Origin of the sequence: Prevotella sp. oral taxon 313 (assembly GCF_003043935.1) — a bacterium.
Classification (GTDB): Bacteria; Bacteroidota; Bacteroidia; order Bacteroidales; family Bacteroidaceae; genus Prevotella; species Prevotella jejuni.
The window spans coordinates 3,542,811-3,564,033 of sequence record NZ_PYXE01000001.1 but is presented as its reverse complement, the minus strand read 5'-3'; the positions used below and the strand labels follow the sequence as shown (position 1 = coordinate 3,564,033).

Below are 21,223 nucleotides of genomic sequence, written 5' to 3'. Positions count from 1 at the left end.
TATATGGATATCTTGGTAGACATTTATTAAGAATGGCAAGTAAATCAGGTACCTATATATATTATACAGAAAATAAAGATCTTATAGAGGAATATAAGTTTAAAGCAATAAGAGAACCTCTTTTGAAAAATATTTTTTATGAATTAGAAGCTCCAAGAAATACAGGAATAAGGGCTTTTAAGATTCGCTCTTTTGCCAAGTATCAAGGATTTGACTTATACATAGAGAATTGTGATGATAAGATGCTTTTAGTCGCTCCTTTGAATGAAGATTCTTTTTTTAAAGTTTATCCAAGGAGAATTTGGCATAAGGGTTGGTATGATTCAAGGGATCCAAGATTTGAAATAAGCAAAGAAGAAGTAACCGACGTTTGGGAGGAACGTACCCCCATTGAGGGCTTCAAATTTGATGTAGAGTCAATTGTTTATCTCAAAAAAGATGGTATTTGGTTGGTGGAGGAGTAAAACAAGGACATCAAGTTTCATCTTTTAAATAATAGTTGTGGGGTCATAAGGTTCAAATCAAAAGATATTCCTGAAAATATTGTTATTCCCAAAGGAGGTACATTTGATAATTGGCTCTATCCGTTTACTTCCACAGGATTTACCTCTGGTAACAATGTAGATTAGGAATACCTGAATGGAATTTGCTACGAAGAGTAAAATTTAATGAAGGTGATGAAATATGGGAGGTGTCTAATGATGGCAAAGAAATTTTAGGGGCAATCTACAGTAAAGAAGATGAAAAATTTATTATCATAAAATGATGTGTTATGTTGAAAATATAAAATAATGACTATGCTTTTTTAAAAGGTATAGAATGTCGGTTTTGGCAAGTAGAAGAAAACTTATATCGTCTTCAAACCTCTTTTAAAGAAGGGCTATTGAGTATTGGATTTAAAAGATATGAAAATTGCAAAACAAATGAGTTTTTATCAGATAAAGTTTTCAGAACTCTATCCGCAGAACAGATACAAAGTGCTTTTCGGAGGGAAAATTATTGTAACTATCAGGTTGGAAAGTATTATTTAGAAAATATCATTTTAGAAAATGATGAGATTATATTATCTCCTGAATTAGAGACAAAGAAAAAATTAGGATTACATCTTTATGATGATAGAAGAATTCATTTACCTTATGATTCTTTTGTGAATGAAGTAACTGACATTTGGGAAGAACGTACCCCCATTGAGGGCTTCAAATTTGATGTAGACCCAATCGTTTATCTTAAGAAAGATGGCGTATGGTTGGTAGAGCTTTAAAAAGGGTTCTTCCGAAATATGGAGTGATAAACTAAAAGTCTTATATAATAGGCACACGGAGTAATGGAGAAACGGAGGTAATGCTATGTCACGGAGGTGCCGACGGCACAAAGAGCGACGGAGGTATATCGTACAGATTCTTGATAACTATTTTGAGGTAAACGCTTTGTATATAAATTGCTAATAGAATTGGCAAACAAGCTCCGTGGTTCTATGCACCGTCGGTGCCTCCGTTACTTCCATTGCTTTGTTTTAATAATCCTCCGTCCTCTCCGTGCCTCCGTGTGACATTGCTTCAAACTCTAAACACAAGCGGCAAAACTTATCACTCCAAAATCCTGAAGACCCATAATTTAATCATCATTCTTAAACACAATCATTTGTGTTTCCCGAAACCTTATTGGCATATTCATAATAAACGAATGCTCTTTAAAGCGCCCAAACTCAGTATAAAGAGATCTAAGTATTTCTCAAAAAATAATTTTGCTGTCACTACTGTCAGCCAAAATCATAATATAACTTGTTAGTTTACAGTGGTATTACATGAAATGTTAAAAGTGACAGCAACTTAAAATAAAAAATATTCTTATAAGATGTGTAATATAATCCTCCTATTCGAGTATAAAACTTCAAAAAACACATTTACATAATCTTACCTTTATGCTTTAACCCAAGCAAATAAAGTCAATTCCAAACGTTAGTCATGTTCTTTTCATCACATTTTACAATAATTTCTCCACTCTCTTTATGTTGTTTTGATTAATATTATTATCTTTGCATCGATTATTTCGAAATAAATATCTCTGCTTATCCAAGAAAGATGAGTAGACAGTAAATTCTAATCGCATAAATGAAACAATTTAGACTGGTGGACAACATCTTTGGATGGGTTGCATTCCTTATTGCAGCCTTCGTCTATTGTTCCACAATTGAACCGACAGCCAGCTTTTGGGACTGTCCCGAATTCATTACAACAGGCTATAAACTGGAGATTGGACACCCTCCTGGGGCACCATTCTTCATGCTTACAGCTAATCTTTTCTCACATTTTGCAAGCGATCCAACAGAGGTAGCACGCATGGTTAACACCATGAGCGCATTGCTTTCAGCAACGTGTATCATGTTCCTTTTCTGGACCATCACTCACCTCTCACGTCGACTAATCGTGCGTGACGGAGAAGCTCCATCACTTGCAAAAACCATCGCTATAGAGGGTGCAGGCCTTGTTGGTGCACTGATTTATACGTTCAGTGATACTTTCTGGTTCTCTGCCGTTGAAGGAGAGGTATATGCTTATTCATCAGCATTTACCGCAGTAGTATTCTGGCTCATCTTAAAATGGGAAGATAATGCAGACAAGCCACATTCTGATCGTTGGCTGATTCTCATTACCTATATGACAGGCTTATCTATTGGTGTACACCTGCTCAATCTCCTTTGTATCCCAGCTATCGTACTGGTTTACTATTATAAGAAGGTTCCTGAGGCTAATCTAAGGGGATCATTATTAGCCTTAGTACTCTCTGTGGTTCTTGTCGCAGCTGTACTCTATGGTGTTGTACCTGGTATTATCACCGTTGGAGGGTGGTTTGAACTATTCTTCACAAACACTCTTGGCATGCCATTTAATACAGGTACCATTGTATATATAGCTCTTCTTATTGCTTCCTTTGTATGGGGTATATATGAGACATATCAGAACAAAGACACAAGACGGCAGAACATTGCATTCTTAGCAGCATTAGCTTTAATTGGTATACCATTCTATGGCTATGGTTGGACTGCTTTCTTCACAGGTCTTGTTGTACTGGCTGTCGTTTATGTGCTACTACAGTGGCAGCGTCCATTCAACAAAGAAGGAAAAAGACAACGTGTTGCTCTTATATCACCACGTGTAAAGAATACAGCCCTACTGTGTATGCTGATGTTGATTATCGGCTATTCTTCATACGCAGTGATTGTTATTCGCTCAACAGCCAACCCACCTATGGACCAGAACTCACCAGAGGACATCTTTACCTTGGGTAGCTATCTGAGCCGTGATCAGTACGGTGACCATCCATTATTCTACGGACAGGCTTACTCAAGTCAGCCTTCTGTTACAGATGATGGTACACATTATAAGTTCGATGAGGGTGCACCTGTCTATGAACGTAAGGAGAAAGCATCTAAAGATGAGAAAGATTCTTATTTTGTTGTACGTCATAAAGCAACACAGGTGTTTGACCAGAATATGTTCTTCCCTCGTATGTATGACCCTAGCCATGCGGCTCAATATGAGCAGTGGATGGGAGGTATTGTCGGACATGACGTTGACGGCGTGAAGATGCCAACACAATTGGAAAACCTAAGGTTCTTCCTCTCTTATCAGTGTAATTTCATGTACTGGCGTTATTTCATGTGGAATTTCGCAGGACGTCAGAACGATATACAAGGTAATGGTGAGCCCGAACATGGCAACTGGATTACTGGTATCTCATTCATTGACAATGCACTCTATGGTAATCAAAACTTAATGCCCGATGAGCTGAAAGCTAATAAGGGTCATAACGTATTCTATTGCTTACCACTGTTACTTGGTCTTATTGGACTTTTCTGGCAGGCGTGGCGTGGCAAACGAGGTATACAGCAGTTCTGGGTGGTATTCTTCCTGTTCTTTATGACAGGTCTTGCTATCGTAATCTATTTGAACCAGACACCAAGTCAGCCACGTGAGCGCGACTATGCCTATGCAGGTTCATTCTATGCCTACGCAATTTGGTGTGGTTTAGGTGTATTGGCACTCTACGATTGGGTACGTAAATTGAAAGTTGCACCGGTATTGTCAGCATTAGTCATCTCACTCGTCTGTCTGCTTGTTCCTATTCAGATGGCATCTCAGACATGGGACGACCATGACCGTTCAGGCCGATACACATGTCGCGACTTTGGTCAGAACTACCTTAACTCACTACAGCAGAAGGGTAATCCAATCATCTTCACAAATGGTGATAATGACACCTTCCCACTATGGTACAACCAAGAGGTTGAAGGAGTACGTACAGATACACGCGTATGTAACCTTTCTTACCTACAGACAGACTGGTATATTGACCAGATGCGACGTCCTGCATATAAATCCCCGAGCGTCCCTATCTCATGGCCACGCCTCGATTATGTAAGTGGTACTAATGAGGCTGTACGAGTTGAACCACAGTATAAGGAACAGATTAAGGAATTCTACAAGCAGGATCCAGTTTCTGCAAAGGCACAATTTGGTGACGACCCATTTGAGTTAAAGAATATCCTCAAATATTGGGTACGCTCAAAGAATGATGAGACCCATTGTATTCCTACCGATACCATATATATGACTATCGATAAGGAAGCTGTACGTCGAAGTGGTATGATGCTCCCTGGCGATTCAATTCCAGACCGTATGGTCATCTCTCTGGCAGGAAAACAAGCGTTGTATAAGAACGACTTGATGATGCTTGAGATGATAGCTAACTGCAACTGGACACGTCCTCTCTATGTAGCAATCACTGTTGGTTCAGAGAATTTTATGAACTTAGGTGATAACTTTGTTCAAGAAGGTTTGGTCAATCGTATCACACCATTCTCAACAGTACAAAGTCAGGATTCAGAAGGTATCAACATGCGTAACTTCGATACAGAGAAGACATACGATGTAATGATGAACCGCTTTAAGTGGGGAGGCCTTAGCAAGCCAGGACTTTACATCGATGAAACTGTAGCTCGTATGTGCTATACACATCGTCGTGAGATGGCCGACCTTGCACTTCACCTCATTGCAAAGGGTGAGAAGGCTAAAGCATTGAAGGTATTACAGAAGGCTGATAAGGAGATACCTACCTATAATGTACCTGTCAGCTATATGAGTGGTTCTGGTGATATGGCACGTGCATACGCATTGTTGGGACAAAAGGCAAAAGCAAGTCAACTCTATGATGCATTGTGGAAGATTTCTCTTCAGTATGCAAACTACTATATGAATCTTCCTCCTCGTCTTTTCAACATGTCAGAAGGGTCATGTAAGATGCATTTCCAGATAATGATGAATCTTGTCAATGACAATGACCAGACCAATCGTGCATGGGCTGAGAAGCATGCAAATCAGCTTAACAACCTGTTCCAGATCTTCAAAGCAAAAGGTGGGTCATTATAAACTTAGAGAGCAGAAGCTCTCCATTTAAAATAATTATCTAAAAGCCAGAATCTGGTTATCATAACAGATAACCAAACTCTGGCTTTTTGCTTTATATCCTCCTTTAAGTCTATGAAAGATAAATAAGGGAAAAACAAGTATAAATAACAAACCTCTCCCTAATTAATGGATTTAGAGGAGAACAAAGAGGATTACATTATATGATAATAGAACAACCTGCACGATGGCTACGTATCCTATATCCACACGCACTTTGGCGTATGGACAAGGAGGACCATTCGGTCTATCTGACATTTGATGACGGACCTATACCTGAGGCAACACCTTTTATCCTCGACATACTCGACCAATTCAATGCGAAAGCAATGTTTTTCATGGTTGCTGATAACGTTAGAAAATATCCTGAACTATATGAAGAGGTTATTCGACGAGGCCACAAAGTCGGTAACCATACCTATCATCACCTTGGTTCCTTTAGGCATTGGACATTGACATACGCAGTAGATGTAACGAAGGCAGACGCTTTACTCAATACCCCTTACTTCCGACCACCACATGGATGGCTCCGTCATACAGTTTATTGGTGGGTGAAACAGAATTATCGCGTCGTTATGTGGGATCTTGTAACACGAGATTATTCCAAATGGTTGACGGCTGATGATGTTGTAAAGAATGTAAAAAAATACTCACGAAATGGTTCTATCATTACTTTCCATGATTCTCTTAAAAGTATAGATAAACTTCGTACAGCACTTCCAGAATCGTTGCAATGGTTGAAAGAGCAAGGATATGCGTTTAAGGTATTCCCCGATGATCCCGCTGAAACCTTTTAATAATATATTGTCTTACAACATTACTATTTAAATAAAAGGATAACATTCCATGGTATAACATACCATTCTACATGGAATATCGCCCCACTAATTCACCTGTATCTGCTAAGAAAAAGTACAGAAAGAAATTACTAAATTCATTGTATGTCATCAATAGATACTTTCAACACTAACACACATGGAATGGACTCCTCTGTTGTTCAATCATCAGTTATTAAGTCCTTAGCCCACTCGATGGGATTCTTTGCTTGTGGCATAGCAAAGGCAGCACCTGTTGATGAGGTAATTGCACTGAAATATCGACAATGGTTGGAAAAAGGAGAAGAAGCTTCAATGGCCTATATGGCCAACTACTTGGAGAAACGACTTAATCCTTGTCTCCTTGTTCCAGGTGTACGTAGTATCATATCGCTTGCCCTCAACTATGCACCTGCTCAACAGATACCAAAAGGGGAATACCAAATAGCAGCCTATGCACTCGGTCAAGATTATCATGACTTGATGAAACGAAAGATGAGAGAATTAGCAACAAAGATAGCAGAACAGTATCAAATTCCTCAAAATAAAGAAAATGAAGAGCCTACCATACGTTGTTTCTGTGACACAGCTCCTGTCCTTGAACGCTATTGGGCACAGAAAGCAGGACTTGGATGGGTTGGGCGTAATCATCAACTCATTATTCCTCATGCTGGATCTATGTTCTTTTTAGGTGAAATATTCCTCCCATTTGACACCGATAATTACGATGAGCCAATGCCCAATCGGTGTGGCAGATGCCATCGATGCATTGATGCGTGTCCTACCAGAGCCATCATTCCTGATGAGGATTTCCATGCCGAACGCTGCTTATCTTATCAACTAATAGAAAACAGAGGAGAATTATCTGACGAGGCAAAAGCAGCTATGGGTGATACAATCTATGGCTGTGACCGCTGTCAAACAGCATGCCCATGGAATAGATATGCAACACCAAATACGGAACCAACGCTGCAACCAAAGCCCGAACTACTTAGTATGAGTAAAGAAAAGTGGCATAATCTTACCGTTGAGGAGTATCAGCGTTTGTTCAAAGGTTCAGCTGTAAAGCGTGTTAAGTTCGAAGGTCTTAAACGAAATATCACCGTAAAAAAGTTTTAGAGAAACGAGAACACACAATTGTGACTCAGCATTTATGGTTGGAAGTAACATTTGTTCCTACCTGCAGCATTGGCATTAACTTTGTTGCGTAGGTTAATAAAGAGATAATAACATATTACAAACAAAATAGATAAAAACATGGCTAAAGTAGAAAAAGCAGTTGTATTCAAGTCTAACGAAGTTATAGACTATTCTGAAGGTGGCGTAGTAAGCAAAGAATTGGTACACAGCAATGCGGGTAGTGTAACCTTATTCAGTTTCGATGCTGGTCAAGGACTTTCAGAACATACGGCACCATTCGATGCTTTTATTCAAGTTGTCGACGGAAAGATGGAACTGACAGTTGATAAGGTTAAGCATATCATCAAAACGGGCGAAAGTTTCATCATTCCAAGTGGAGCTCCCCACTCTGTAAATGCACCCGAAAAATTTAAGATGATTATTACAATGATTAGAGGATAAGACTGTGGGGTGACGAGTTGATTAATAAAACTGCTCGACAAGATAACAATTTCTTTAATAAATCAGATAACAGTTTATCAAGGTTTATAAAACCTCAAGAACAAGAATAAACAAGTTGACAAGTTGCTTGAAAAAGGGAATTAGAGCCTTAAACTACAGCGACTTGTCAACTCGTTTTTTTAATCTACTAAATACTTTAGTAGCGTGATTATTTACTTGACTATAACTTGAAAATCACTTTCAAAAGAGCGTGGATGCCGACCTATTAATACTGTATTCAACAAACAATTAGCCACCATCTCCTCATTAGTAAGGTCAACCTTAGGTTCTTTCTTTACTTCCTTACCAAGTAATACTTCCCATGGACCATTAAAATCATGGTCATCAGCTCCGAAAAACATCTCATTTGTATCAGGATCCTCCATCAACTGATAACGAATCTGCTTCTTAGATGCGACAGGATTAAGTGTTAACAACAAGTCGTATGCATTATCAAACTGAGTACGCAAATGCCTACCTTTAGGAAACATCAGTCCGATTAGAGGATAAATCTCATCAAAACTGTAAGCTTGGAATAATTCTTTTAACTTCATATATAAACTTATAATATATTGTAAACCAGCACTTTTCTCACATTACAATACTGAGATAGGCAAATAATAATCACACTATTCTATTGCAAAGTTACATTATTTTTTTGATACACTTGCAAGTTAAAACATTAATTCGTATATTTGCAACATTATCACTAACCAGGGATTAATTTGAAGAAAATGACTCCCTACTAAACATTCAATACACATGAGAAGAGATCAAGAAATTTTTGACCTTATTGAGATGGAACACAAGCGCCAGCTCAAAGGAATGGAGCTGATTGCATCTGAGAATTTTGTCAGTGACGAAGTGATGCAAGCTATGGGATCCTACTTAACCAACAAGTATGCTGAAGGTTATCCAGGTAAACGCTATTATGGTGGTTGCCAAGTGGTTGACAAAGTTGAAACACTCGCTATTGAGCGCGTAAAAGAACTCTTTGGTGCTGAGTATGCCAACGTGCAGCCACATTCTGGCGCACAAGCTAACCAAGCAGTCTTGCTTGCCGTACTGAAACCAGGCGACACATTCATGGGACTTGATCTTGACCAAGGTGGCCATCTCTCTCATGGTAGCGAGGTGAACACATCTGGTATACTCTATAATCACGTCGGTTATACGCTCAATCCTGAAACAGGACGTGTAGACTATGATGAGATGGAGCGTCTTGCACGTGAACATAAACCTAAGCTCATCATTGGTGGTGGTTCTGCCTACAGTCGTGAGTGGGATTACAAGCGTATGCGTCAGATAGCTGATGAGGTTGGTGCTTTATTGATGATTGATATGGCTCATCCAGCTGGTCTTATCGCCGCAGGTTTACTTGATAATCCTGTAAAGTACGCACATATTGTTACAACCACAACTCACAAGACATTGCGTGGTCCTCGTGGTGGTGTTATTCTTATGGGTAAAGATTTCGCTAACCCTTGGGGTTTAACAACAAAGAAGGGCGACTTAAAGCCTATGTCAATGCTCTTCAACTCTGCTGTATTCCCTGGCAATCAGGGCGGACCATTGGAGCATGTTATCGCAGCTAAGGCTGTAGGTTTCGGTGAAAACCTCCTTCCAAGCTGGAAAGAATATGCAATGCAAGTGAAGAAGAATGCATCCGTACTCGCACAGGCACTCGTTGACAAGGGCTTCAGTATCGTTAGTGGTGGCACGGATAACCACTCTATGTTGCTCGATCTACGTCAAAAGTATCCAGACCTTACTGGTAAAGTTGCTGAGAATGCACTCGTGGCAGCAGATATCACAGCAAACAAGAATAAGGTTCCATACGACGAGCGCTCTGCTTTCCAGACCAGTGGATTACGTCTTGGTACAGCAGCCATGACTACTCGTGGTTGCAAAGAAGATATGATGTTGCTCTGTGCCGAGCTTATCGACGAAGTCTTATCAGATCCTGAGAACGAACAGGTTATTAAACGAGTTCGTGAGAAAGTGAATGAGACAATGAAGGATTATCCTCTTTTCGCTTACTAAACATAAGAATTAAGAGGTATCAACTTTATAAGATACTAAACAACAACAGAGGTGTGCCTAATGAATGGCACACCTTTTTATATAGTATAGAAAATAATTAGTTCTTCCATTAAATGCGTAGATAAGGCTTTTGAATGTTAAAGAAAATAGCAATGCGTACTATTTCTATACAATGTACAATATTCTGTTAGCTGAAAACAACCAAGCTGCATTTTAAGGAGCTATACTCTAAATCTTAATCAATGCACAAATCTATCTATTTAACAGGAGAAGCCAAAGACATTGTATTTTTGTATAACACAAAAGATGAATCTTAATCACTTCACCCAAACAATATGGCTTATGTATTCCCAGAACATATCTGATGGAACACATAAGCCAAGTTATAAAACTATCAATAAATTACTTTAAAAAGAGATGTAAGCTAAACAAATATCCCCTACTCTCCCGTATAGAACTTAATAAGCTTTGTCAGCCCCAAATTACAAGCTGGACAAAACTCAGGATGCATATTCGTACGCATACGGCAGTCTGGGTATGCACGATAAACACCATGCTGAGAATAGCCTGCAGGCTCATAAACTCCAACCTTCCACTTATCTCGACGAACATTAGCTTTGTCAAGATCGGCTGGTTGTGGTGTTGGTATAGGGGTTTTCTTGTCAATAAGCTTTTCCCATTTACCATGGAAATCTACTAAGGTAGTCAAGTTTGGCTCCCAAGGTTCCACATCAGTAGGGTACATATTAATCTGTTCTTTCTCGTACGCATATTCGTCTCCCAAACCTGCAAAAGAATGCCCAAACTCATGAACAACAACAGGTTTGAAATAAGAGTTGCGAACCATTGAGAGGTTATATGAGTTAAGAATACCTCCTCCACCATACTTTTCTGTGTTGACAAGCACTATAATATGCTCATAAGGTGTACCAGCCAACCAGTCGTGTAGGTCTTTCAAATGCAATGTTGTAAGATATCGATCACTATAAAACGTGTCGAAATGAGAGTGAAGAGCTGTGTTTTTCCATATACCTTTTGATGGTTCTGAAGTGCCACTCTCTACAGAAGGTGCTTTAACTGCAATAACATTAAAGCGTTGACGCAATGATTTAAACGGCTCGTGTGCGAAAAGAGCTTCATTAGCAGTTTGGCATGCCTCAATGAAATTAGGCATCTCTGCTTCAGTATATCCCTCTGCGATGTATGCAATATGAATACAACGTGTCGTATCGGCAGCTTTCTGTAATGTTTCGTAAGGCGTAACAGAATGCTCGCCAATATGACGAATAAGAATATCCTTTGGATTAACTGTATGACTCATAGACACAGTTGGTTGACGACGATTGTTTCTTAATTCAACTGTGATATCCACAGTATCTTTGGGGAAAGGAACCAGGAAAACATTTTCAAAGGATTTTTCTGATGACTTCTTTGCTTCATCATACGTTAACCATTCTTGGAAAAGAGTTGAGAAAGAATTGCGATAAATAACTTTCTGCGTACGATGATCACGAACAATTACCTGGCCGTTCCCTTCAACAGGGACCTCTGCTAAACGTTCATGTTTACCATACCAGTGCGGAATACGTGACAACTCGTCTACAGCAATCGTCTGATGCTGTGCATTACCAGCAAAGATGTAATCTAAACGAAGAGTTGCATCATCGAAATAACGACTGAAATCTTGGGCAGAAACAGTCATAGCGAGCGCCAAGAATAAAAGTGTAATAATTTTCTTCATAGGTCTTTAATTAAATCAGGAATTTTCAAATTAAATTATATAAGCAGGAAGAATACTGAAAAGAAGATTACTATCCGTACTTATTTATATCTATTGCAAAGTTATCAATAATAATGAAGAAAGACAAAAAATAAATGCTATAATTCACAGCAAGAAACTGTTAAATCTCAAGAAAAATAATCATAGTGGAATAGACCTTGGATAATTATAGATTACAACGTGAGGCTATTTAATTAGTTATGACGCTATGAAGAAACAGAATATGTACTTTCATTAATAGTAAAAACAAAAACGTAAAACAAAAATTTGGTCGTTTGTTTTTTTTGATGTATCTTTGCATCGCATTACCGCCGATATGGCTCAGTTGGTAGAGCAACGCATTCGTAATGCGTAGGTCCCCGGTTCGAGTCCGGGTATCGGCTCCATTAGCGGAATTAGCACATCGGTAGTGCACGGGCTTCCCAAGCCTGTGAGGCGGGTTCGACTCCCGTATTCCGCTCACAAATTATAAAATTAAAGGCATCCTTTCGGATGCCTTAAATTTTATCTACAGAAAGTATTCATCTATTATAAAAGAATAGAAAAGAACTAATCAAAACTCCTGCTTTCTACAATATTGTAATCGGCATATTTTTTATCAACTACAATTAGAAAGAAAGGTTGAGTAAAATAAGTTTGTACTTTTCCTTGTTCTAATTTGTAAAGCAAATCAAGCTGTTTGCCTTTAAGAGTTAAAGAAAGAGGTTCTAAGACCGTCTTTCGATTAGTTTGTGGAAGGATAAAAGCTATTGCAAATTTCTTATTAAAATCAATCTTTGTCGGTTCACCTCCCTTACCCATGAATGTAGCTTCACCAAATTCCTTTTCAAGAGATGCTCGTGACAATATCTTCTTTATAGTCGGTCTCTTTTCAGTACCAACATGGAAATAATTGCGAGCTTCCATAAAATTAATTTCCCTTGAACTATTGACTACTGCCTTATTACTGCCACAGGATGATAACAACATAATAACGGCAGCAAGAGCTAATATAATTCGTTTCATAATATACTCTCTTATCAAATAAATTTATATGTACAACTTTCTAATTTGATATGCTAAAGACTTGTAAGCATAAACAACACCATTTTGACAGTCTGACCATCAATAAAATATGTCATCGTGCACAAAATTAATTAAATTATATCATTCTAAGACTTTTGATGAGTTAAAGATAGTTAACCGCGTGTGTGGCACAACTTTTGCAGCTTATAGAATATATTTATTGAGATTCAATATAATAAATTATCAACTAAAATAAGAATATATGGCACATGGACATGATGTACTCCACATGATGGAGGGCAACACTTACGCAACAAAAGAAGACTTGGTAAAGGCTATCATTGCTCGTTTTGGGACAGAAGAACGATTCCATACTTGCTCAGCAGAGGGTATGGATGCTAATGAGATTGTTGATTTCTTGGCAGAGCGTAGCAAGTTTACCTTGGTTCAAGGAGGTTTCACAGTTGATACAAGTAAAATTTGCAACCATTAAGATTAAAGATTATTAGAAAAATTAAATTCATTGCTCTATACATTAGAGCTTAATAAAGTCAATAGATTATGATTAAAATTTATGGAATGAAAACTTGTCCAGACTGTATTGCTGTAGACAAGCATGTAGAAGGTGATAATCGATACGAAATAATTGATATTGGTTCACATATAAAGTATTTGAAAGAGTTTCTCCACCTTCGTGATAATAATTCAGTCTTTGATGATGCCAAGAAACATGGATATGCTGGCATCCCCTGCTTCGTACTTGAGGATGGTACTGTAACATTATCACCAAAAGAAGCTGGAATTAACCTAAATGAAACACCTGCAGCATCTTGTCGCCTTGATGGTTCAGGTTGCTAATAAATAATGAAATCCTTGCCATCTTGGAAAACTGTATAAACTAAGATGACAAGGATCCATTTCTTCTGTTATCGTTTATAACATTGAAATACTTTATTATTTGCACTTTACAGACAATATAAAAAGGTTCTTCAGATAAATGTGTAGGTTGGAAATAGAATAAAGGCTTATGCACTTGCAGGGTATGCCTGTCCAAAATCATATGGTCTTATATCGGAAGATAAACTACAAGATATGATGCAAAAAGACAAATTCATGCTGTGTCTGTTCATTAGCATGCCTTTCTGCCTATACATACAAATTATTACCATAACATCGGTGTCTGTAAATATTTTTACGCAGTTCAAAACTGACACATACTCTTCTGGCTTCTAAAAGACGCCTGATTGGCTTGCAATAGATGCTCTTTTAGCGTGTTACTAACGCCCTTTTGAAGTCCAACTAAGCACCTTTTAAGAATGACTTGATAACCAGTTGATTGGCCGCTGGTTATAAACTTACTTTTTTGCATTTGTTTTTTATATTTGCAGATGATATGTCTGAAATTATGTAATGACTTTTCAAACTCTTGTCTGTATTTTGAACGTATTAAAATAAAAAGGTTGTTTTGCATCGGAGGGTGATGATAGAATGGACAGTTGACTGCCTTGCCCATGTATTTTGTTTGATGAATCACTTTGAGTCTTCTGTTAAAGCTGTACGAAAAGCATCCACGCATTTAACGGAAGAGCCTATAAAAAATACAGAGAAAATAAACTAAAGACTTATATTGTTTTCTAAACAAGTGATGCACCAGCACATTCTATACTAATTGTTTCTGTATTATAACATTCTTAATACACTATTTCGTGATTAGTCCTTTAAAGGCACATAGAATACTATCTACAATTAAAAGAGGCAAATCAAAAAAAGCACCCCATAAAAGGAGTGCTTTCTATTTATTATCAAAAAAACTATTTTGCATACGCAACAGAACGAATTTCACGGATGACCGTAATCTTAACTTGGCCAGGATAAGTCATCTCATTCTGAATCTTTTCCGCAATCTCAGAACTTAGCTTCTCACTTTCTGCATCATCCATCTTATCTGCTCCTACGATTACTCGAAGTTCGCGACCTGCTTGAATAGCATAGGTCTTCGTTACACCAGGGTAACTCATTGCTATTGCTTCAAGATCATTTAGTCGCTTAATATATGCTTCTACAATTTCACGACGTGCACCTGGACGTGCTCCGGAGATAGCATCACATACCTGTACGATTGGAGCGAGAAGAGTTGTCATCTCAACTTCATCATGGTGCGCAGCAATAGCATTACAGATATCTGGCTTCTCTTTATACTTCTCAGCTATTTTACCACCATAAAGAGCATGTGGTAAATCCGTCTCTTCATCAGGTACCTTACCAATATCATGTAACAATCCGGCACGTTTAGCTTTCTTCGGATTCAAGCCTAACTCACTTGCCATAACCGCACAAAGATTGGCTGTTTCACGAGCATGCTGTAGAAGGTTTTGCCCGTATGAAGAACGATATTTCATCTTACCAATAATACGAATCAACTCTGGATGAAGGCCATGAATGCCTAAATCGATAGCTGTACGCTTGCCCGTCTCTATAATCTCATTATCAAGCTGCTTCTTCACCTTTGCTACAACTTCCTCAATACGTGCAGGATGAATACGACCATCTGCAACAAGCTGATGAAGTGCCAAACGACAAATCTCACGACGAACAGGATCAAATGCAGAAATGACAATTGCTTCAGGCGTATCATCAACAACTATCTCAACACCTGTTGCTGCCTCCAAGGCACGAATATTTCGACCTTCACGCCCAATGATACGTCCTTTAACTTCATCACTATCAATGTGGAAAACACTAACAGAATTTTCTATAGCTGTTTCAGTTGCAACGCGCTGAATAGTTTGAATGACAATCTTCTTTGCTTGTTGATTAGCATTAAGTTTTGCTTCGTCAACAATTTCATTAATATAAGAAGCAGCATCAAGTTTAGCTTGATCTTTCAGACTCTCTATCAAACGCTTTTTTGCTTCTTCTGAACTAAGTCCTGAGAGTTCCTCAAGCTTCATTCTCTCTTGCTCCTGCATCTTCTCAAGATCCTGTTGCTTAATTTGTAGCAACTTCTTTTCATTATCAACGCGCTGCTGTTGTTGCTCAACATCTTGCTTACGGCGATTTATTTCCTCTTGACGCTGATTCAACGTTACCTCACGCTGCTTTAAGCGGTTTTCACCTTGCTGAATTTTCAGCGTACGCTGCTGAACTTCTTTTTCAAGTTCACTTTTCTTATTAAGGAATTTCTCTTTAACTTCAAGCAGCTTCTTTTCTTTAATAACTTCTGCAGCCTTTTCCGCTTTATCCATTGTATCCTTATACTTTCCAGTTAAGATATAACGAAAAAAAGCAAACCCTCCAGCACATCCTGCTGAAAGACATACCACAGCTATTATAACTGTTACAATTGGACTCATTGATTATTTATATGAATTAAATTAAATATTCTTATTATCACTTCAGTGCATCTTCTATTTCTGAAGTGAGTTTACTAAGAATATCATTGAATGGAGCTGTATCATTACGTACACCTTCTTTCTTATATCGCAATGCAATATCAAGCATAGCCATATATATAATATCCTTATCTCCCTTTTTCCCCTTAAAAAGAGTAGAATAAGTATTAATTGTGTCGGTAATAAGTTTGGCTGCCGAACGATAATACTCCTCATCTTCTCGTGGAACATTTACGGAAAGTTCTGCATCATAAACATGCAATCTTATATGTAGCTTATCGTCTGCCATTGTATTCTAATTTATTTCTCACTTAGAAGTGTGATACACTTATTTACATCCCGGATAAGTTTGGCAACACGCTTCTGTGCGGTTTCCATGTCTCCATCCGTAACTTCAAGCATCTTGGCCATTTTCAACGAATTATAATCAGCTTGTGCTTGAGACAACTTCTCTTGTAGCTGCTTTATCTCCTGCTCACGCTGATCAACAAGTGTGTACAACTCGTCATTCTCTTTCTTCAGTGTTTCGTACTGAAGAATCATCTGGCGTACACGCGTCGCAAACGTATTCAGAATCTTCTCATTTGCATTCATAGCTAATATATTCGTTTTGGCTACAAAATTACATTAAAGTTTCTATTTAAGCAAATATATACCTAATTATTTTGACGATGAATCATCCGCAGGCTTTGGTTCTTTCTTTGCAAGCATCACTATCTGATAAACAAAATCTGATGTCCACTTACGGCTAAACCCAAGACGCTGATTATACTGACGAACAGCCATAACAGACTTGATAACTCCCGGATCAGAAAAGCTGTTTTTATCAAAAATATCGTTTACCGTCTTTTCTGTCATCGTATAGATTGCTTTCTTAAAGAAACCAGGAACACGCAATTTGAATTTCATCAAATTACCAATCAGCATCATCAAATCTTGTGTGTAGCCTTGGAACTGATAAAGATAAGGCTGAATATCTTGCATCTTCTTACAATTCTTCTTGATGCTTGCATCTATCTCATCAAAGAAATTATCATCTAGATTATAAATACTTTTCATAGTCTTACGCACACTGGCTTTTTCTCCAACTCCCAACTTGTTATTGAGTGTTGGTACACGGAATGTTTGCTTGTATGTACGAAGGTCTGGTAACATAGCTAAGTTATTGATACCCAAACGAGCTGCTAACACTGCTTGAAAGTAAACTCGAACAAGTGTCATGTAATCTTCCATTCCACCAGTCTTAGCTTGTTCAGCATCTTTTTTTCCAAAGAGTTTTGATAAGAATCCCATATCTTTTGTTTAAAGTTTTAAAGTTATTAAGATAAATCTTTTGATTTTACTCGATTGCAAAGTTAATAAAAAAACATGAAAAACGCCTATTAAGCAAATGATTTCTCATTTTCACAGCTTTTAATCAAATTAAATTTATTACCTTTGCAATCAAGATATACTATATTATAAATGAAAGCGTGTAACAGCAAATACTTAACGAGCATATTGGTTATTCTCTACGACATAGTCCCTTTGAGTATAACCTCATTGCTATCTATACACGTACTGACAGCGAAAAGCGCTGAAAGTTTTCATGGAATTAATGCTTAAACATATAGAGAGAGTCAACAACTACTAATTAAAAAACAGATATCAAACCATATTATTATGAAAGGAATTGTTCTTGCAGGTGGCTCTGGCACACGCCTCTACCCTATCACAAAAGGAATAAGTAAGCAGCTTATACCAATTTATGATAAGCCCATGATTTACTATCCAGTATCCGTTTTGATGCTGGCTGGAATTAAAGAGATTCTTATTATTTCAACTCCATTTGACTTACCAGGTTTCAAACGTCTTTTAGGAGATGGAAGTAGTTTTGGAGTACGCTTCGAATATGCCGAACAGCCTTCTCCTGACGGTCTTGCACAAGCTTTTATTATTGGAGAAAAGTTCATAGGTAATGATTCTGTGTGTTTAGTTTTAGGAGACAATATCTTTTATGGAGCTGGATTTAGCACACTATTACGGAATAGTGTAAAGAGGGCGGAAGAAGACAACAAAGCAACTGTCTTTGGTTATTATGTAAATGACCCTGAAAGATATGGAGTTGCAGAATTTGACCATAATGGGAAATGTCTTAGTATAGAAGAAAAACCTGAACATCCTAAGAGTAACTATGCTGTAGTGGGACTATATTTCTATCCGAACAGTGTTGTTGAGATTGCTAAGAACATAAAGCCATCACCAAGAGGAGAGTTAGAGATTACGACTGTCAATCAATGCTATCTTAAACAAGAAAATTTAATGGTACAGACACTCCAACGTGGCTTTGCATGGCTTGACACAGGAACACATGATAGTTTGTCTGAGGCAAGTACATTCATAGAATGTATAGAGAAACGACAAGGACTTAAGGTTGCTTGTTTAGAAGAGATTGCATACAAAAAAGGCTGGATAACGACAGAAAAATTAAAAGAAGAGGCACAGCCAATGATAAAGAATAACTATGGTAAATATCTTCTTCAACTTGCAGAAGAGAATAAGAATACAAAATAAATCCTTTACAGAATAATAAGAAAAATAATAAATATGGAAGAAACAACTAAATTAGAACAAGGGAAGGAACAAGAAGTCCGTGAAGGTCTTTCTTCCTTTGATTTTGCCACCCTTTATCGAACGATCGTTCTCAATTGGTATTGGTTTGTACTGTCATTAATAATCTTTGGCAGCTTAGGAGCGATTTATCTTCGATACACAACACCAATGTATCAGTCTACTGCTAAATTATTGATTAAAGATGAAAGCGGTAGTAACAGACGTGGACAGTCTTTACAAAACATGTCAAACCTTGGTATCATCTCAAACTCAACTGGTATTGACAATGAGATGGAGATTCTTACATCACACTCTCTTGCAGAAGACGCTATTAGAGACTTAAAGTTATATGTCAACTACTCAACAAAAGGAAGAGTTAAAGACGTTATCTTATATCGTAACCAGCCACTTAATGTTGATGTTGACCCGGAGCATCTCGAGAAACTAAATGCGCCTATCGACTTAACAATTACTAAGGACAGTATCTTCTACATCGTCAGTGGAACATACTATGTACCCACAAATGACAACTCAAACGAGGGACCTTATTCTATCAACAGAAAGATAACAAATCTTCCTGCTACTATAGCAACTCGTGCTGGTATTATTACGATTAGCTCTAATTACGGACATACATTAAAGAATTCAGATGTTCTGAACGTTAGTATCCTTTCACCACGGATGGCAGCTAACAAGTATACAAGTGAGTTGCAAGTCTCTCAAACAGCAAAATCAACCTCTATTGCACAGTTACAACTGACTGATGAGGTACCACAACGTTCTCTTGACTATTTGAAACAATTAGCCATTGTATATAATCGTCAAGCAAATGAAGACAAGAATACGATTGCACTTCGTACAGATAAGTTCATTAATGATCGTCTGTCTAAGATTAATACAGAACTTGGCAAGACTGAAGGCGAGCTACAGAACTACAAACAGAAGAATGGCATTGTTGAACTACAAATGAATGCAGGCAACTCTGTTGCTAATCAGAATAATTCTGAACTTAAACTTGCTGACGTTGAAACACAGATAGAGTTGTTCAACACCATTGCAAGAGAAGTTGAAAGCTCATCTCGTAACCTCACTCAGGTAATCCCATCTAATGTTGGATTGGATGACCAGAGTTCAACATCCTTAATTAATAAGTACAATGAGTTAGTACTTGAACGTAACCGTTTGTTACGTAGCGCATCTGAAAGCTCACCTGTAGTAGAACCACTTACAGCTCAGATTCGCGAACTAAATGGTAACATTCGCCGTGCAATAGCAGCGGCCCGTCAAAACCTACTTATTCAGCGTGATGCTGTTTCTGCACAAGTAAATAAGTATAACGGTCAGGTAGCAGAGACTCCACAACAGGAGCGTATGCTGACACAGATTGATCGTCAGCAGGAGGTTAAGTCTGGACTTTACCTTATGTTATTGCAAAAACGTGAGGAAAATAGCATTTCTTTGGCTGCTACTGCTGACAAGGGTAAACTTATCGATGACCCACAGTTAGTAGGAAAGATTAGTCCTAAGTCAACTTCTATTATGATGGTTGCACTTTTAATCGGATTAGTAATCCCTGTTTTAGTAATACTTGTACTACAATTCTTCCGATATAAGATTGAAGGTCACGATGATGTTGCACGCCTTACTAAGCTACCTATCATCGCTGATGTTGCAGTTGCAAGTAACAAAGCTAAGGGTAAAGCTGATATCGTTGTACACGAAAATCAGAACAACCAGATGGAGGAGATTTTCCGGTCTATGCGAACCAATCTTCAGTTTATGCTGAAAGAAGGTCAAAAGGTTGTACTCTTCACCTCATCTACTTCAGGTGAGGGTAAAACCTTCAACGCAGCTAACCTTTCTGTTAGTTTTGGTCTCTTAGGCAAAAAGGTTATTTTGGTTGGTCTTGATATTCGTCGCCCACGTTTGGCTGAATTGTTTGGTATCAACGATCATAAGCATGGTATCACAAACCTCCTTGTAAAGGATAATCCAACAGCAGAGGAACTACAAGAACAAATCTTACCTTCTGGTGTTAATAAGAATTTGGATTTACTTATGGCCGGTCCTATTCCTCCTAACCCAGCGGAGCTTATTGCGCGCAACTCATTAGATATCATCATAAATCTCTTGAAAGAAAAGTATGATTATATCATGATTGATACTGCTCCTGTTGGCTTGGTTACTGATACGCTCCAGATTGCACGTGTTGTAGACGCTTCAATCTATATGTGTCGTGCAGACTACACACCAAAATCAAGTTTCAACTTGATTAACGCACTTGCAAACGAAAACAAGTTCCCAAATATGGCTATCGTCCTTAATGGCATCGATATGTCTAAGAGAAAGTATAGCTATTACTATGGTTATGGTGGCTATGGAAAATATGGTAGATATGGTAGAGCAAGTTATGGTACAAGCTACGGACAGTATGGTAACTATGGCAACTATGGTAACTACACAAATAGTCACTATGGAAATAAGAATGATAATTCTGTAAAGAGATAAACT

Annotated in this window: 18 protein-coding genes and 2 tRNA genes; 13 read left to right on the top strand and 7 right to left on the bottom strand. The window is 38.0% G+C overall.

Annotation, left to right across the window (positions count from 1 at the left end; translation table 11 throughout):
* The 6 genes from AXF23_RS14090 to AXF23_RS14065 form a co-directional block, all read left to right on the top strand.
* Positions 1-464: hypothetical protein (locus tag AXF23_RS14090; protein ID WP_233251318.1), on the top strand; the 464-nt coding region annotated here is incomplete at its 5' end.
* A 419-nt stretch (positions 465-883) separates the two neighbouring features.
* On the top strand, positions 884-1,261 hold the full coding sequence (locus tag AXF23_RS14085) for a hypothetical protein (protein WP_199222201.1): 378 nt from the start codon (positions 884-886) through the stop codon (positions 1,259-1,261).
* Between the two features lie 850 nt (positions 1,262-2,111).
* Positions 2,112-5,429 carry a glycosyltransferase family 117 protein gene (locus tag AXF23_RS14080; protein WP_107625740.1) on the top strand — a complete coding sequence of 1,106 codons (3,318 nt, stop codon included), beginning with the start codon at positions 2,112-2,114 and terminating at the stop codon, positions 5,427-5,429.
* A 200-nt stretch (positions 5,430-5,629) separates the two neighbouring features.
* The gene (locus tag AXF23_RS14075) at positions 5,630-6,262 is read left to right on the top strand and encodes a polysaccharide deacetylase family protein (protein WP_009011988.1); all 633 of its coding nucleotides are present in this window, start codon (positions 5,630-5,632) and stop codon (positions 6,260-6,262) included.
* Between the two features lie 144 nt (positions 6,263-6,406).
* Positions 6,407-7,399, top strand: a complete 993-nt coding sequence (gene queG, locus AXF23_RS14070) for a tRNA epoxyqueuosine(34) reductase QueG (RefSeq protein WP_107625739.1) — start codon at positions 6,407-6,409, stop codon at positions 7,397-7,399.
* A gap of 138 nt (positions 7,400-7,537) precedes the next feature.
* Positions 7,538-7,861, top strand: a complete 324-nt coding sequence (locus AXF23_RS14065; RefSeq protein ID WP_107625738.1) for a cupin domain-containing protein — start codon at positions 7,538-7,540, stop codon at positions 7,859-7,861.
* A gap of 212 nt (positions 7,862-8,073) precedes the next feature.
* On the opposite strand, the gene AXF23_RS14060 is transcribed toward AXF23_RS14065, so the two are convergent.
* Positions 8,074-8,454, bottom strand: coding sequence for a hypothetical protein (locus AXF23_RS14060; RefSeq protein ID WP_107625737.1), 381 nt, complete (start codon positions 8,452-8,454; stop codon positions 8,074-8,076).
* Between the two features lie 208 nt (positions 8,455-8,662).
* Between AXF23_RS14060 and glyA the strand changes: the two genes are divergently transcribed.
* Complete coding sequence (glyA, locus tag AXF23_RS14055) at positions 8,663-9,943, top strand: serine hydroxymethyltransferase (RefSeq protein ID WP_107625736.1); 1,281 nt, start codon at positions 8,663-8,665, stop codon at positions 9,941-9,943.
* A 439-nt stretch (positions 9,944-10,382) separates the two neighbouring features.
* Here the strand turns inward: glyA and AXF23_RS14050 are convergent, their stop codons facing one another.
* On the bottom strand, positions 10,383-11,684 hold the full coding sequence (locus tag AXF23_RS14050; RefSeq protein WP_107625735.1) for a M64 family metallopeptidase: 1,302 nt from the start codon (positions 11,682-11,684) through the stop codon (positions 10,383-10,385).
* Between the two features lie 349 nt (positions 11,685-12,033).
* Here AXF23_RS14050 and AXF23_RS14045 point away from each other — a divergent pair.
* Together AXF23_RS14045 and AXF23_RS14040 are read left to right on the top strand one after the other, a co-directional pair.
* Positions 12,034-12,109: transfer RNA gene (locus AXF23_RS14045), tRNA-Thr, on the top strand.
* Between the two features lie 3 nt (positions 12,110-12,112).
* Positions 12,113-12,183 (top strand) — tRNA-Gly (locus tag AXF23_RS14040).
* 89 nt (positions 12,184-12,272) lie between these two features.
* Here the strand turns inward: AXF23_RS14040 and AXF23_RS14035 are convergent.
* Entirely contained in the window at positions 12,273-12,728 is a 456-nt protein-coding gene (locus AXF23_RS14035) for a hypothetical protein (RefSeq protein ID WP_009011982.1), read from the bottom strand.
* Between the two features lie 262 nt (positions 12,729-12,990).
* Here AXF23_RS14035 and AXF23_RS14030 point away from each other — a divergent pair, with 262 nt between their 5' ends.
* Both AXF23_RS14030 and AXF23_RS14025 read left to right on the top strand, forming a co-directional pair.
* On the top strand, positions 12,991-13,221 hold the full coding sequence (locus AXF23_RS14030) for a YecH family metal-binding protein (protein WP_009011981.1): 231 nt from the start codon (positions 12,991-12,993) through the stop codon (positions 13,219-13,221).
* A gap of 68 nt (positions 13,222-13,289) precedes the next feature.
* Positions 13,290-13,586: a hypothetical protein gene (locus tag AXF23_RS14025; protein WP_009011980.1), complete on the top strand. Its 297-nt coding sequence runs from the start codon at positions 13,290-13,292 to the stop codon at positions 13,584-13,586.
* 953 nt (positions 13,587-14,539) lie between these two features.
* Here the strand turns inward: AXF23_RS14025 and rny are convergent.
* The 4 genes from rny to AXF23_RS13995 all read right to left on the bottom strand — a co-directional run bounded on the left by rny (position 14,540) and on the right by AXF23_RS13995 (position 17,413).
* Entirely contained in the window at positions 14,540-16,081 is a 1,542-nt protein-coding gene (rny, locus tag AXF23_RS14010) for a ribonuclease Y (RefSeq protein WP_009011979.1), read from the bottom strand.
* 37 nt (positions 16,082-16,118) lie between these two features.
* Positions 16,119-16,409 (bottom strand): cell division protein ZapA, encoded by a 291-nt coding sequence (locus AXF23_RS14005; RefSeq protein WP_004360862.1) that lies wholly within the window; start codon positions 16,407-16,409, stop codon positions 16,119-16,121.
* An 11-nt stretch (positions 16,410-16,420) separates the two neighbouring features.
* Entirely contained in the window at positions 16,421-16,714 is a 294-nt protein-coding gene (locus AXF23_RS14000) for a hypothetical protein (protein ID WP_107625732.1), read from the bottom strand.
* Between the two features lie 66 nt (positions 16,715-16,780).
* Positions 16,781-17,413, bottom strand: coding sequence for a hypothetical protein (locus AXF23_RS13995; protein WP_107625731.1), 633 nt, complete (start codon positions 17,411-17,413; stop codon positions 16,781-16,783).
* A gap of 369 nt (positions 17,414-17,782) precedes the next feature.
* Between AXF23_RS13995 and rfbA the strand changes: the two genes are divergently transcribed.
* Positions 17,783-18,673 (top strand): glucose-1-phosphate thymidylyltransferase RfbA, encoded by an 891-nt coding sequence (gene rfbA / locus AXF23_RS13990; RefSeq protein ID WP_107625730.1) that lies wholly within the window; start codon positions 17,783-17,785, stop codon positions 18,671-18,673.
* A 33-nt stretch (positions 18,674-18,706) separates the two neighbouring features.
* The gene (locus tag AXF23_RS13985) at positions 18,707-21,220 is read left to right on the top strand and encodes a GumC family protein (RefSeq protein ID WP_009011975.1); all 2,514 of its coding nucleotides are present in this window, start codon (positions 18,707-18,709) and stop codon (positions 21,218-21,220) included.
* Positions 21,221-21,223: the final 3 nt, after the last annotated feature.

Excerpts from the sequence above, each read along its gene's own strand:
- AXF23_RS14000 (WP_107625732.1), bottom strand. The coding sequence starts at position 16,714 with ATGAATGCAAATGAGAAGATTCTGAATACGTTTGCGACGCGTGTACGC.
- AXF23_RS13985 (WP_009011975.1), top strand. The coding sequence starts at position 18,707 with ATGGAAGAAACAACTAAATTAGAACAAGGGAAGGAACAAGAAGTCCGT.
- AXF23_RS14065 (WP_107625738.1), top strand. The coding sequence starts at position 7,538 with ATGGCTAAAGTAGAAAAAGCAGTTGTATTCAAGTCTAACGAAGTTATA.
- AXF23_RS13995 (WP_107625731.1), bottom strand. The coding sequence starts at position 17,413 with ATGGGATTCTTATCAAAACTCTTTGGAAAAAAAGATGCTGAACAAGCT.
- AXF23_RS14060 (WP_107625737.1), bottom strand. The coding sequence starts at position 8,454 with ATGAAGTTAAAAGAATTATTCCAAGCTTACAGTTTTGATGAGATTTAT.
- queG (WP_107625739.1), top strand. The coding sequence starts at position 6,407 with ATGTCATCAATAGATACTTTCAACACTAACACACATGGAATGGACTCC.
- rny (WP_009011979.1), bottom strand. The coding sequence starts at position 16,081 with ATGAGTCCAATTGTAACAGTTATAATAGCTGTGGTATGTCTTTCAGCA.
- AXF23_RS14030 (WP_009011981.1), top strand. The coding sequence starts at position 12,991 with ATGGCACATGGACATGATGTACTCCACATGATGGAGGGCAACACTTAC.
- AXF23_RS14050 (WP_107625735.1), bottom strand. The coding sequence starts at position 11,684 with ATGAAGAAAATTATTACACTTTTATTCTTGGCGCTCGCTATGACTGTT.
- AXF23_RS14025 (WP_009011980.1), top strand. The coding sequence starts at position 13,290 with ATGATTAAAATTTATGGAATGAAAACTTGTCCAGACTGTATTGCTGTA.
- AXF23_RS14035 (WP_009011982.1), bottom strand. The coding sequence starts at position 12,728 with ATGAAACGAATTATATTAGCTCTTGCTGCCGTTATTATGTTGTTATCA.
- glyA (WP_107625736.1), top strand. The coding sequence starts at position 8,663 with ATGAGAAGAGATCAAGAAATTTTTGACCTTATTGAGATGGAACACAAG.
- AXF23_RS14075 (WP_009011988.1), top strand. The coding sequence starts at position 5,630 with ATGATAATAGAACAACCTGCACGATGGCTACGTATCCTATATCCACAC.
- AXF23_RS14080 (WP_107625740.1), top strand. The coding sequence starts at position 2,112 with ATGAAACAATTTAGACTGGTGGACAACATCTTTGGATGGGTTGCATTC.
- rfbA (WP_107625730.1), top strand. The coding sequence starts at position 17,783 with ATGAAAGGAATTGTTCTTGCAGGTGGCTCTGGCACACGCCTCTACCCT.
- AXF23_RS14005 (WP_004360862.1), bottom strand. The coding sequence starts at position 16,409 with ATGGCAGACGATAAGCTACATATAAGATTGCATGTTTATGATGCAGAA.